Origin of the sequence: Planosporangium thailandense (assembly GCF_011947195.1) — a bacterium.
In the GTDB taxonomy this organism is placed as follows: domain Bacteria; phylum Actinomycetota; class Actinomycetes; order Mycobacteriales; family Micromonosporaceae; genus Planosporangium; species Planosporangium thailandense.
In genome coordinates, this window is record NZ_JAATVY010000053.1 from 1 (window position 1) to 13,064 (window position 13,064).

Sequence of the window (13,064 nt, forward strand, 5' to 3'; positions counted from 1 at the left end):
GCCGGCCGGTACGAGTTCCTCCGCTATCTCGGCCGCAAGCTGCTCGCCGCGGCCGTCAGCTTCTTCTTCGCGCTGGTCATCGGATTCGTGCTGTTCAGCCTGATCCCCGCTGACCCGGTACGGGCGCTGACCCGTGGCCGCCCCACCAGCCAGGCCCAGATGCTGCAACTGCGCAAGTCGCTGGGGCTGGACAAGCCGCTCTGGCTGCGCTTCGTCGACTTCGTCAACGACACGCTGCACGGCCGCCTCGGCCAGTCCTGGGAGTTCCAGCAGCCGGTCGCGTCACTGGTCGTCTCCCGGCTGTGGCCGACCCTCCTGCTGATGGGTACGGCAACCGTCATCTCGGTCGTGGTCGGCCTGTGGCTGGGGGTACGCAGCGGATGGCGGCACGGCAGCCTGTTCGACCGGATCTCGTCCGGCGTCTCGCTCGCCCTGTGGTCGATGCCGACGTTCTGGCTGGGCATGATCCTGCTGATCACCTTCAGCGTCGGGATCGGCCCCATCCCGAGCATCTTCCCCGCCAACGGGATGAGCGACCCGTCCATCACCGGCGGCCTGCCGCACGTCCTCGACGTCGCCCGGCACCTGGTGCTGCCCAGTCTGACGATGGTCCTGGTGGTCTTCGCGCAGTACGTGACGATCATGCGGTCGTCCATCATCGACGAACTGGGCAGCCCGTACCTGCTCACCGCGCGGGCGAAGGGGCTGACCGACGCCGACGTGCGCCGCAGGCACGCGGTTCCGAACGCCCTGCTGCCCGCCGTCACGGTGATCTTCCTGCAGATCGGCGGCATCATCGGCGGCGCCGTCACCGTCGAGACCGTGTACTCGTGGCCGGGCCTGGGCTACCTCACCTACCAGGCGCTCAAGGTCCCGGACCTGCCGCTCCTGCAGGGCACCTTCATCATCTTCTGCGCATCGGTGATCATCATGAACCTCATCGCGGATGTCCTGTACCGCTTCCTCGATCCCAGGGTGCGTGCGCAGTGACCGCCGTCGAGCCCGTTCCCGCCGGTCCCCTGCCGGCCGCACCGCCGCGGTTCGGCGCGTTCCGCCGGTTCGCGCGCGGCTATCTGGACCGTCCCGCCGGGATCGCCGGGCTGGCCGTACTGGCCGCGTTCGCGGTCCTGGCCCTGCTGGCCCCGACGTTCATCGGCCCGCAGCAGCTTGAGGTCACCAAGGCGAGTGGACCGCTGCTGGCGGCGCCGAGCGGGCACTATCCCCTCGGTACCGACGAGACCGGACGCTCGGTGCTGGCGCTGGCGATCTGGGGAGCGCGCTCCTCGTTGGCCATCGGCATCATCGCCACCGTGCTGACCGTGCTGCTCGGCAGCGCGATCGGCCTGCTCGCGGGGCACTACCAGGGGCGCCTGGGCAGCGCGCTGATGCACCTCACCGACTGGTTCATCGCCTTGCCGAGCCTGCCGCTGGCGATCTCGCTGTCCGCGGTGCTCGGACAGGGCTCGACCTCGATCACCATCGCGATCGCCGTCACGTCCTGGACGTCCACGGCCCGTCTCGTACGCGCGCAGACGCTCGCGGTCGAGGCGCGTCCGTTCATCGAGCGGGCCAAGGCGCTCGGGGCCGGCAATGTCCAGATAATGCTGCGCCAGGTGCTCCCCAACGTCATGCCGCTTATCCTGGTGTCGTCGACATTGACGGTCGCCTCGGCGATCCTGTCCGAAGCGACACTGACGTTCCTCGGCCTCGGCGACCCAACCAACGTCTCCTGGGGATCGATGCTCAACTCGGCGTTCGCGCAGGGCGCGGTCACCGCCGGGGCCTGGTGGTACCTGCTCACTCCCGGTGTGGCGATCCTGATCGTGGTACTCGGTTTCACGCTCACCGGCCGAGCCGTCGAGCACGTTCTCAACCCCCGGATGGTGAACAGATAATGACACTGCTCGAGGTCCGCGATCTCACCGTCACCTACCGGCAGGGCGGACGTGACCTGCCGGCGGTCCGGGGCGTCGATTTCACCCTCGACGGCGGCGAGATCCTCGGCGTCGCGGGCGAGTCCGGCTCGGGAAAGTCGACGATGGCGCTGAGCCTGCTGCGGCTGCTGCCGCCGGGCGCTCAGATCGGCGGCGAGATCCTGTTCGAGGGCGAGAACCTGCGCACCGCCACGTGGGGACGGCTGCGCGCGGTGCGCTGGGCGCAGGCCTCGATGGTGTTCCAGGGCGCGATGAGCGCGCTGAATCCGGTGCGCACCATCGGCCAGCAGATCTGTGAACCGATCCTGCTGCACGACAAGGTACGCGAGCGCGCCGCCCGGCAGCGCGCCGCGGAGCTGCTCGACAGCGTCGGCATCCCCGCCCGGCGGCTGAACGCCTACCCGCACGAACTCTCCGGCGGCCAGCGGCAGCGGGTCATGATCGCGATGGCCCTGGCCTGCCGGCCGAACCTGATCATCGCGGACGAGCCGACGACGGCGCTCGACGTCATGGTGCAGGCGCAGATCCTGGAACTGCTGAACGAGCTGGTCTCCGGGACGAACATCGGCGTCATCATGATCAGCCATGACCTGTCGGTCCTCGCCGACATGTGCAGCCGGCTCGCCGTCATGTACGCGGGCCGGCTGGTCGAGATCGGACCGGCCGACCAGCTCTTCACGGAGCCGAGGCATCCGTACACCCTGGCCCTGTCCCGGGCGTTCCCGACCATCGGCGATCCGGTGTCCCGGCTCGCGCCGGCCGGCCTGCCCGGCGACCCGCCCGCGCTCGGCACGCAGACGTCGGGCTGCGCCTTCGCGGCCCGGTGCAGCCAGGTGCTGCCCGACTGCCTGACCCGCGACATCACGCTGTGGCCGGGCGGCCCGGACCGCGAGGCCGCCTGCCTGCGGGTGCTGCCCGAGTACGCCGACGGCGACGGGCCCGCCACGGACGTGCCGGCCGCCTCGTCCGCCGAGGCGCAGGCGACCGCCGAGCGGCCCGCCACCGACGAGCAGCCCGCCCTGGAGGTCCGCGACCTGAAGGTGACGTACCCGTCCCGGCGCGGCCGTGGCCCGGCGCGCGCCGTCGACGGCGTCAACCTCACCGTGGGCGCGGGCGAGATCGTCGCGCTGATCGGCGAATCCGGGTGCGGCAAGAGCACGCTCGCACGTGCCCTGGTGGGCCTGGTGAAGCCGACGAGCGGGGAGGTCCGCTACCGGGGCACCGCGCTGGGGTACTCGAGCTCGGCGCTCAAGCGCTACCGGCGGCACACCCAGCTCGTCCTGCAGGACCCGGCCGGGGCGCTCAACCCCCGGCAGAACGTGTTCGACCTCGTCGCCGAGGGACCGCGGCTGCACGGGCTCACCGACGACCTCACCGCCCGGGTACGCGACGCGCTCGCGCGGGCCGGGCTGCGGCCGCCCGAGCAGTTCTTCGGGCGCTTCCCGCACGAACTCTCCGGCGGCCAGCAGCAGCGGGTCGTCATCGCGGGCGCGCTCGCCCTCGAACCGTCGGTGATCGTGGCCGACGAGCCGGTGGCGTCGCTGGACGCCTCGGTACGCGGGGAGATCCTGCGGCTGATCCTGAACCTCCGCAACGAGCTGGGCCTGTCCGCGCTGATCGTCAGCCACGACCTGGGCCTGGCGTGGAACATCGCCGACCGGGTCGCCGTGATGTACCTGGGGCGCATCGTCGAGGTGGGCACCGTCGAAGAGGTGCTGCTGCGCCCGAAGCACCCGTACACCAGGGCGCTGCTGTCGGTACTGCCCGACGCGGTCGGCGACCAGACGCCGGTACTGCTCACCGGGGAGCCGCCGGAGCCGACCGCGATCGCGCCCGGCTGCCGGTTCCACCCGCGCTGCCCGGTGGCCGCCGCGCTGCCGGCCGACGACCCGAAGCTGCAGCTGTGCCGCACCCGTGAGCTGCCCGTGCTGAGCGGCGGCGGGCACGCCAGCCTGGTCGCCTGCCACCTCGCCACCGAGCAGGCTGCGGCGTCGGTCACCGGCGCGTGATCGCCGTGGTACCGCAGGACCTGACGGTTCGCGACGTGGACGGTTACGCCGAGCTGTCGGCGTGCTGCGCGCTGTACCGGCGGGTGCTGAAGCTGCGTCCCCTGGACGGCAGCATCAACCCCCGGCTGCTGACCGCCGTGCAGCGCAACGGCGGATACGTGGTCGGGGCGTTCGTCGGCCGGGAACTCGTCGGCTTCGCGTACAGCTTTCTCGGCTGCGACCGTACGGCGGCCGGGCCGGCGCGGCCCTACCAGTACTCGGAGCTCGCGGTCGTGGCCGACGAACTGCAGAGCCAGGGCATCGGACGGCAGCTCAAGCACGCCCAGCGCGAACGCTGCCTCGCCGCCGGGATCGACCGGATGCGCTGGGCCTTCGACCCGTTCAAGACCCGCAACGCCCACTTCAACCTCGACGTGCTCGGCGGTGACGTCATCGCCCTCGTCCCCGCGATGTACGGCCCACAGGGATTCGGCAGCGACAGTGCAGACGAGAGTGACCGGTTCATCGTCGAGTGGCCGGTCACCCGACCGGTGCCGCCGCGGCGTCCGCTCGGTCCGGCAGCGTGCTGGCGGCTCGGCCGCTGCGTCGCCGACGGCGACGACCTGCTGATCGCGGTGCCCGCCCGGTGGGACCGACAGCGCGTCGAGATCGGCCCGACCGCGGCCCGCGAGCTGCGCCGCGAACTGCGCACGACCTTCACCTCGGCGCTGGAGTCGGGCCGGATCGCGGTCTCGTGCCAGCGGGTCGACGCCGACATCGCCGTATACCGCTTCGCGCCGCGCCCCGCGCCGCTCGCCCCGGAAAGCGACTGACACCCATGCCGATCACGATCACCGAGGTCACGCTCGCGGTGGTGCGCCTGGATCTGGTCCACGGGTTCGAGACCAGCTCGCACCGCAAGAACCATCTCGACCACATCCTCGTACGGGCCACCGCGACGGACGGTACCCGGCAGCTGGTCGGCTGGGGCGAGTGCGCCTCGCCGTCCGATCCCTTCTACTGTGGAGAGACGACCGAGAGCTGCTGGCAGATCCTGGGCGAGTACCTGGTACCGATGCTCCTGGGCCGCCCCTGGGGCTCGGTGGACGAGGCGTCCCGGCTGACCGCGAAGGTCTCCGGCAACCACTTCGCCCGGGCGGGCCTGGAGATGGCCTGCTGGGACCTGCTCGCCCAGGCTCGTGACGTGCCACTGGTCGACCTGCTCGGCCTGCGGACGGCCGACCGCGTCGAGGCCGGGGTGAGCCTGGGCATCGAGCCGAGCATCGATGCCCTCATGGAGCAGGTGGCCCGGCATGTCGGCGACGGCTACCGGCGGGTCAAGCTGAAGATCCGCCCCGGTTGGGATCTGGAGCCGGTCCGCGCGGTCCGCGCGGCGTTCCCGGCCCTCGCGTTGCAGGTGGATGCGAACGCCGCCTACACGACCGCCGAGATCGACCGGCTCGTCGCCCTCGACGGGTACGGACTGCTGATGGTGGAGCAGCCCTTCGCCGCCGACGACCTGCTCGCACACGCCGCGCTGGCGCGCCGGGCGGAGACTCCCGTCTGCCTGGACGAGGCGATCACCTCGGTCGCCGTGCTGCGCAGCGCGCTGGCGCTGCGGGCGTGCTCCATCGTCAACGTGAAGGTGTCGCGCCTGGGCGGAGTGGGGCCCGCCATAGCCGTACACGACGTCTGCCGCGATGCCGGAGTTCCCGTGTGGTGCGGCGGGATGCACGAGTTCGGCGTCGGACGGGCCGTCAACCTGGCCGTGGCGAGCCTGCCCGGGTTCACCCTGCCGTCGGACGTCTCCGGCTCGGACAAGTACTACCGCGCCGACATCGTGACCCCGCCGATCCGGGCGGAGCACGGGACCGTCGCCGTGCCGCGGTCCCGGCCGGGGATCGGCGTCACGGTCGACGAGACCATGCTGAAAGACCACACCCTGCGTACCCGCACACTCCAGGATGGGAGCCGACGTTGAAGGTACTGATCTCCGCCGACATGGAAGGCGTCACCGGCGTCACCTTCCCGGACGACTGCGAGCCCGGCCATCCCCGGTGGGAGTACTGCCGCCGGTTCCTGACCGCGGACGTGAACGCGGCGGTGGCCGGCTTCGCGGCGGCGGGAGCCGACGAGATCCTCGTCAACGAGGCGCACGCCGACCAGCGCAACCTGCTGCTCGACCAGCTCGACGAGCGGGCCACGCTGCTGATCGGCACGCACAAGCCGCTGGGCATGATGGAGGGGATCGACCGGTCCCCGGACGCCGTGGCGTTCGTCGGATACCACACCGGCGCCGGCGAGCAGGGCGTGCTCGCCCACACCTACCTGCCGAACACCATCACGGCAGTGAAGATCAACGGCGAGCCGGCCTCCGAGGGGCGCATGAACGCCATCCTGGCCGCCGAGTTCGGCGTACCGGTGGTCCTGGTCACCGGCGACGACCTCACCTGCCGCGACGCCGAGAAGTACGCGCCGTCGGCGGTCGGTGTGGCGGTCAAGACCTGTGTCGACCGGTACTCCGCGATCTGCCTGCCCCCGAAGGCGAGCTCCGAACTGATCGCCGCGGGCGCGCGCCGGGCGCTCGCCACCCCGCCGCAGCTGACCGAGACGGCGCCGGACGGCTACACGTACGAGGTGTCCTTCGACGCGGCCCACCTGGCACCGCTGGCGACCTACATCCCGGGTGTGGAGCGGGTGGCGGACCTGACGGTGCGCTTCACGCTGCCGACGATGTACGAGGCGATCCGTTGCTTCCGCGCGTTGACGCGGGTGGTCACCTCCGGTATCGAGCCCACGTATGGGTGACGACCGCGATGTCGCTGGGCGGCGCCTGCTGGCCGCCGCTCAGGCGATGCGCGGCCATGCGCTGGCGCGGCTCGAGACGCTGGTGATGGCCGAGAGCCCGTCGGACGCGCCGGACCTGCTGTCCGCCGTCAACCACGAGCTGGCCGCCGCGTACGCGGCCGTGGGCGCCGGTATCCGGTGGGAGCCCGGCCCGGCCGGCGAGCATCTCGTCTGTCACTGGCCGGCGGACGGGGCGGGTGCGCCCGCCGGCCACATCCTGATCATCGGGCACTCGGACACCGTCTTCCCGAAGGGAACGACGGCGACCCGCCCGTTCCGGCTCGCCGCCGATGGCGACACCGTGACCGGACCGGGCGTGTACGACATGAAGGGCGCGCTCGTCGCGGTCGAGCTGGCGATGATGATGCTGGCGGAGGCGGGAACGCCGCTGCGCCGCGCGGTGCGCCTGGTGATCGTCAACGACGAGGAGACCGGCAGCCCGGACGGGCAACGCGTCGTCGCGGCCCACGCCGACGGCGCGGTCGCCGCGATCGGTCTGGAGCCGCCGATGCCCGACGGCGGGCTGAAGGTCGGACGGCGCGGGGTGGCGCGGGTCGAGATCGCCGTCGACGGCGTCGAGGCCCACGCCGGCCTGGACGCGGCGCTGGGCGTCCCGGCGATCGACGAACTGGTCGACCACCTCGTCGCGCTGCGCGGGCTGCGGCCCGGCCCGCCGGACGCGGCGGTGAACATCGGCGTCATCACCGGCGGCACGCGTGCGAACGTCGTCGCGGGTCACGCGCGCGCCGAGGTCGGCCTGCGGTTCGCCACGGCGGAGGCCGAGCGCGCGGTGCTGCAGGCGCTGGAGTCGTTGCGGCCGGTCCGCCCGGGCGCCACGGTCCGGACCAACCGGCTGTCCTACCGGCCGGCCTGGGCGCCCGACCCCGCCAACCCGTTGGCCGCGGAACTGGTCGCGCTCGCGGCCGGGATGGGAATCACCCTGTCGACCGGCTTCTCCGGCGGCGCGGGTGACACCAACCTGACCGGTGCCATGGGCATTCCCACCGTCGACGGGCTGGGCCCGGACGGCAGCGGCGCCCACGCCGCCTCCGAGCAGGCGTCGATCCGCTCGCTGCTGCGGCGCGCGGCGCTGCTGGCCGCGTATCTCAGCTGACTGAGTGTGTCCCATTTCAGGGTCACACCGGGTTCCCTTCACCAGCCGTGTGGCGGGTGGTTGGTTCCCTTCCCGTGCCAGTCGGTGCTGGTTCGGGTTCCGGTCCAGGACCCCAGTGGTGCAGGGTGGCGACCGGCTCTTCCCCGGCTCATCCGGGTGCAGACACATGACGGGTGTCAGGCGGCCACGGGCTGTGGCGGTGCGACATCGGGCACCGGCTCGAACGCGCGCGTGGCGAGGTTGATGGCGGCGTTCACGTCCCGGTCGAGCTCCAGCCCACACTCAGGGCACTGGTAGACACGGTCGGCGAGGGTGAGCCCGTCGTGGATGTGCCCGCAGCGCGAGCACATCTTGCTGGACGGGAACCACCGGTCGGCGACCACGCGGCGGGTACCGTACCAGCCGGTCTTGTACTCCAGCTGCCGACGCAGCTCGCCGAGCGCGGCATCGGAGAGGTGCCGGGCGAGGGACCGGTTGCGGACCATGCCGGCGACGTTCAGGTCCTCGATGACCACGGTCGAGCAGCGCGTGACCAGCGTGCTGGTGATGTCGTGGAGGAGGTGGCGGCGCAGCTGCCGTACCCGGGCGTGAATCGTGCCCAGGCGTCGTACTGCCTTCTTCCGTCCGTTCGACCCTTGCTTGGTTCTCGCAAGAGCCTGGTTGGCCAGCTTGAGGCGTGCCTGGGCGTGCTGCAACGGTTTCACCCCCGTCCACTCGTGCAGCACGAGACCATCGGTGTCGGCTACCACCGCGAGCTTGTGCACGCCCAGGTCGACCCCGGCCGGGCGGTCGTGACGGTGGCGGGTGGAGCGGCGCAGGTGGTGGTGTTCGGCGGCCATCCCGGTGACGGCCACCTGCCACCGTCCGTTGCGGTAGGTGAACGCTGCCGCGTACGGGTGGAACCGGCCGGTACGCAGCATCTTGCCGAGGCGACCGGTGTGCTCGGCGACCCGGATCTCGCCCAGTTTCGGGAACCTCATCGCGCGGGGACCGGCTGGCCGGACGGGTGGGGTCTTGCCCTCGGTGTACTTGGCGCGCAATCGGAACGTCGGCGTGGTGCGGTGCTTGGCCTTGAACCGCGGCCGGCCGACCTTCTTCCCCTTGCGTTCACCGCGGAACGAGTCACGCCAGTTCTTCAGCGCCTGGGCGGCGTTCACGCTCGCGGTCTCGAACACGTCCGCGGACACCGCATCCCGCCACGGCAGGCCACGCACGGTAGTGCCGTGGGCGAGTTCAGTGACCGGGGAGTCGGGGGCGTGGCCGTTCTTCCACGCGTTCATGTGGTTGATGAGCGATACCTTGCTCCACGACAGCGCCGGCGTCAGCTGCTCGCCCTCGAGTCCGTACGACTTCTCGGCCTCGCGCTGGTCGAGGTTGGCGAACACCCGCGCGACGTGGTGGTTGAACACGAGCCGGAACGCGCCGGCGTGCTGGAAGCAAAGCTGGTCCTGCTCGGCCGTCGGGACGAGGGTGAACACGAACGTCACCGGGCGGGTGAGCAGCGCGCCGGTGTGCGACACCAGTGGCGTGTCGTCGTCCCCGGTCGCGCTCGGCATGGGCCGTATCGTGCCAGCAAGGTACGACAATCGCAGTAGTTCTACGCCGGCGCGAGCGCGGCCAGGAGCAGGTCCACGCATGCGATGTGCAGCCACCCGGTCGCCGAGGCGGTCGTGTTCAGAGAAGACTTCGTGAGCCGCCGGGCGCGGCCAATACGCCCGTGTGTGACCTCCACCCGCCACGCGTACGGCAGTGGCACGAACTCCTTCAGCCGCGCCTCGTGGAACACGCGCCGTACCTCGAAGCCGAACCGGCCGCTCATCGCGCGTGCTGCTTTCGCGGTGGTCCCGCGGTCCACCAGCACGAGTTCCAACCGGTCCGTAGCGCCAAGCTCAGCAAGATGCTCGAGCAGCAGTTCCGTCGCCCGGCGCTCGGTCGTCGACGCCGGAACCACGAGCGCGCCCACCGGCAAGCCGGTCACGTCAACCGCGACCACCCGCTTGGCGCCGTTCGTCGCCCCGTACGGCCCACCCCGGTCGTGGAACGTCACTCCACCCTGCGACGCACCCCGCGCGAGGGAGGAGTCGATGACCAGCATCGACGGCAGCCGGTCCCGGCCCGCGGCCGCCCTGGCCTGCTCGTGCAGTGCGGCCAGCACCGTCGCCCACGTACCGTTGCGTGACCAGCGCCGGAGCTGTGACCACACCCGCGTCCACGGCCCGTATTCGCCCGGCAGATACCGCCACGGGCAGCCGGCCCGGGTCACGTACAGGATGCCGTTCACCACCGCCCGCAGGTCGGCGTGCTTCGGCCCACGCTTGGAGGCCCGGCACAGTAACGGCTCCAGCACCGCCCACTGGTCGTCGGTCAGATCACTCGGGTACGCCACGCACGATAGGTCGGTCAGGTCTCGCAGAACTTGAGCTCAAAATAGAACACAGTCAGTGAGATGACTGTCGCGTTGCCCGGCGTCGTTCAGTCCTTTCCGGCCGCCTGCAGCGCGGCGAACACCTTGGCCCACCGGTCGGGGTCGCTCTCGTACGGGGCGTAGAAGGAGATCCTGGTGACCACGTCCCCGTATCGCCGGAGGATCTCGTCGGCCACCCGCTCCGGCTCGCCCACGACGGCGAACGCCCGCAGCACCTCGTCGTCGATGGCGTCGGTCATGTCGTCCCACCGGCCCTGCTTCGACATCCGGTTGAGCTCACCGTGCAGGTCGCCCCAGCCGTGCAGTTCGAGGACGTTGCGGTAGGCCGGGGTCGAACCGTAGAAGGCGATCTGCTTCCTGGTCGCCGTCACGGCGTCCGTGAGCTCCTGTTCGTTGTTGCCGGTCACGACGAACGAGGGTCCGCAGATCTCGAATCCGTCCAGGGTGGAGCCCACCTTCTCCCTACCCCGCCGCAGGGCGGGGAGCGTGACCTCGCGCAGGTACCGCTCCGTGGTGAACGCGTGGCAGAGGAAGCCGTCGGCGACCTCACCGGCGACCGTCGTCATGTGCTCGCCGACGCCCGCCAGGAAGATCTTCGGGTTGCCGTACGGGTTGGGCCCGGGGTTGAAGAACGGCGTCATCAGCGTGTGGGTGTAGAAGTCGCCGCGGAAGTTGAGGCGCTCCCCGGTCGCCCAGGACTCCCAGATGGCACGGATCGCGGAGACGTACTCGCGCATCCGCGGCGCCGGATGCGACCAGGGCATGCTGAACCGCTTGGTGATGTGGGGCTGGATCTGTGAACCGAGACCGAGAATGAACCGTCCCTTGGACACCGACTGCAGGTCGTTGGCGAGGTAGGCCGTGGTCATCGGGTTACGGGCGAACGCGACGGTGATGGCGGTGCCCAGCTCCACGCGCTCGGTGTGCGGCGAGGCCAGCGCGAGCCCGATGAACGGATCGTGGCTCGCCTCCGGAAGCCACACGGCGTCGTACCCGGCCCGCTCGGCGTCCGCGGCCAGTCCGGCCATGCTTGCGGGCCCGGTCGCCGTTCCCGCGTCCCTGTCGACCTTCATGCCTGCACCTTCCTGTCGGGCTGCGGCCGGCGGCCACGGAGCGCTCTGTCCTGGATATGGGAAAGGGTCTCCCGGGTCAACCGGGCGCGGGGCCGGGGAGCCACATCGCCGCCGTGACTTCTGCCATGCTGGAGCGGACCGACTCCCTGTGGATGGAAGGCCGGCATGCGGGTCGACGTGGTCGAGGTGGCGCCGGGAGTCCACCATGCACGGGCCAAGCACGTCTCGTGGGTGCTCGTGACCGACGGCACCGACGTGACGCTGGTGGACTCCGGCTACCCGGGCGACCGTGCCCGGGTAGCCGCCTCGCTGGAAGCGATCGGCCGCTCCCCCGCCGATCTCAGCGCCATCCTGCTCACCCACGGGCACCCCGACCACATCGGAAGCGTCGAACACCTTCGCCGGGTACACCGGCTGCCGGTACGGGTACACGAGCGGGAGGTGGCCAACGCCCGGGGCCAACGGATCGAACAGGTCAGCGAGGCGACGCTGCTGCGCATGCTCTGGCGGCCGGACGTGATGGTCTGGCTCTTCGACGTGCTCCGCCTGAAAGGGGCGCGTCCCGAGCGGCTGCGCGACCTGGAGCCGTTCACCGCGGGCCGGCTCGACGTTCCGGGCGCACCGGTCGCCGTGCCGACACCCGGGCACACCAGTGGGCACACCAGCTTCCACCTGCCCGACCGCGGCGCGCTGCTCGTCGGCGACGCGCTGATGACCGGTCACGCCCTGGCCCGGCAGTCCGGGCCACAGCTGCTACCGGCGTTCTTCAACACCGACACCGCCCAGGCCCGCGCTTCCCTGGAGCGGCTGCGCGGCCTGGCCGCGGAGGTGGTCGTGCCCGGGCACGGCCCGGCGTTCCACGGCAGCCCGGACGTGGCGGTACGGCAGGCGCTCGACCGGTCGCCACGTTAGGACCGGCGGATTGGTGGACAGCCAGTCTCGAACGATGGCTCGATCGACACGAGCCATCGTTCGAGACTGATGAGAAGAGGACGGAGCGTCCGGGTGGTGGCGGCCGGGCTCAACGGGCCCTGGTGAGGGCGGCGAAGACGATGATGTTGTCGGTGTAGTTGCCCGTCCCGTAGTTGAACAGGCCGCCGCAGGTGATGAGACGCAGCTCCGCCCGAGTGGTGGTGGCGTAGACCTGGCTGGTGGGAAAGCTGTCCTTGTCGACCTGCCGGGTGCCGTAGACGGTGAACCGGGCGGTGGTGCCGTCCTGGCGCGCGACGATGATCTGGTCGCCGCGCTTGAGCTTGTACAGCTGATAGAAGATGCCCGGGTCGCTGTAGCCGTCGACGTGCCCGACGATCACCGCCGCGCCCGCCTCGCCCGGCGTCGGGCCCAGCGAATACCAGCCGGCCTGCATCGGATCCTCCACCGGCGGCGTCTCCAGCCCGCCGTCCGGGGTCAACCCCAGCGGGATCAGCGACGAGGTCGCGTCGATGGCCGGCACCGAGACCCGCACCGGCACCGACCGGGGCAACGGCACGACCCCGGGACTGGACGGCGGTACCGGGGCGGGCTGCCTCACCGACCGGTGGGTCGACGAGACAGCCCCGTTTGACCGGGAAGGGTCACCTGTGACCAGTTGTGTGACCGGGCTGAGGGCCAGCAGCGCGGCCAGGACGGTGAACATCCCGATCACCGCGCTGCGGGCCGATCCCGGCAGATACCTGGTCATAC

13 protein-coding genes are annotated in these 13,064 nt (G+C 71.0%); 9 read left to right on the forward strand and 4 right to left on the reverse strand.

The window, feature by feature from the left end; translation table 11 throughout:
- The 7 genes from HC031_RS31740 to HC031_RS31770 form a co-directional block, all read left to right on the forward strand.
- The coding region (locus HC031_RS31740) for an ABC transporter permease (RefSeq protein ID WP_167929155.1) at positions 1–990 on the forward strand (990 nt) is incomplete at its 5' end.
- Positions 987–1,895: an ABC transporter permease subunit gene (locus HC031_RS33730; RefSeq protein WP_167929156.1), complete on the forward strand. Its 909-nt coding sequence runs from the start codon at positions 987–989 to the stop codon at positions 1,893–1,895. The genes HC031_RS31740 and HC031_RS33730, both read left to right, overlap by 4 nt.
- The gene (locus HC031_RS31750; protein ID WP_167929157.1) at positions 1,895–3,943 is read left to right on the forward strand and encodes a dipeptide ABC transporter ATP-binding protein; all 2,049 of its coding nucleotides are present in this window, start codon (positions 1,895–1,897) and stop codon (positions 3,941–3,943) included. The genes HC031_RS33730 and HC031_RS31750 overlap by 1 nt, the downstream gene beginning before the upstream one ends.
- Before the next feature lie 35 nt (positions 3,944–3,978).
- Entirely contained in the window at positions 3,979–4,755 is a 777-nt protein-coding gene (locus HC031_RS31755; RefSeq protein WP_167929158.1) for a hypothetical protein, read from the forward strand.
- A 5-nt stretch (positions 4,756–4,760) separates the two neighbouring features.
- On the forward strand, positions 4,761–5,903 hold the full coding sequence (gene menC / locus HC031_RS31760) for an o-succinylbenzoate synthase (protein WP_205863503.1): 1,143 nt from the start codon (positions 4,761–4,763) through the stop codon (positions 5,901–5,903).
- On the forward strand, positions 5,900–6,730 hold the full coding sequence (locus HC031_RS31765) for a M55 family metallopeptidase (protein ID WP_167929159.1): 831 nt from the start codon (positions 5,900–5,902) through the stop codon (positions 6,728–6,730). Before menC ends, HC031_RS31765 begins: the two co-directional genes overlap by 4 nt.
- Entirely contained in the window at positions 6,723–7,883 is a 1,161-nt protein-coding gene (locus tag HC031_RS31770) for a M20/M25/M40 family metallo-hydrolase (protein WP_167929160.1), read from the forward strand. The genes HC031_RS31765 and HC031_RS31770 overlap by 8 nt, the downstream gene beginning before the upstream one ends.
- Positions 7,884–8,059: 176 nt before the next feature.
- Here the strand turns inward: HC031_RS31770 and HC031_RS31775 are convergent, their stop codons facing one another.
- The 3 genes from HC031_RS31775 to HC031_RS31785 form a co-directional block, all read right to left on the reverse strand.
- Positions 8,060–9,439: an RNA-guided endonuclease TnpB family protein gene (locus HC031_RS31775; RefSeq protein WP_167929161.1), complete on the reverse strand. Its 1,380-nt coding sequence runs from the start codon at positions 9,437–9,439 to the stop codon at positions 8,060–8,062.
- Between the two features lie 41 nt (positions 9,440–9,480).
- Positions 9,481–10,269 (reverse strand): IS5 family transposase, encoded by a 789-nt coding sequence (locus HC031_RS31780; RefSeq protein ID WP_167929162.1) that lies wholly within the window; start codon positions 10,267–10,269, stop codon positions 9,481–9,483.
- 86 nt (positions 10,270–10,355) lie between these two features.
- Positions 10,356–11,381: an LLM class F420-dependent oxidoreductase gene (locus HC031_RS31785; protein WP_167929163.1), complete on the reverse strand. Its 1,026-nt coding sequence runs from the start codon at positions 11,379–11,381 to the stop codon at positions 10,356–10,358.
- A gap of 165 nt (positions 11,382–11,546) precedes the next feature.
- Between HC031_RS31785 and HC031_RS31790 the strand changes: the two genes are divergently transcribed.
- Positions 11,547–12,293 carry an MBL fold metallo-hydrolase gene (locus tag HC031_RS31790; protein WP_167929164.1) on the forward strand — a complete coding sequence of 249 codons (747 nt, stop codon included), beginning with the start codon at positions 11,547–11,549 and terminating at the stop codon, positions 12,291–12,293.
- Between the two features lie 109 nt (positions 12,294–12,402).
- Here the strand turns inward: HC031_RS31790 and HC031_RS31795 are convergent, their stop codons facing one another.
- Positions 12,403–12,834 carry a class F sortase gene (locus tag HC031_RS31795; RefSeq protein WP_205863504.1) on the reverse strand — a complete coding sequence of 144 codons (432 nt, stop codon included), beginning with the start codon at positions 12,832–12,834 and terminating at the stop codon, positions 12,403–12,405.
- Here HC031_RS31795 and HC031_RS32735 point away from each other — a divergent pair.
- A partial coding sequence (locus HC031_RS32735; RefSeq protein ID WP_205863505.1) for a hypothetical protein occupies positions 12,824–13,064 on the forward strand: 241 nt, incomplete at its 3' end. The genes HC031_RS31795 and HC031_RS32735 overlap by 11 nt on opposite strands.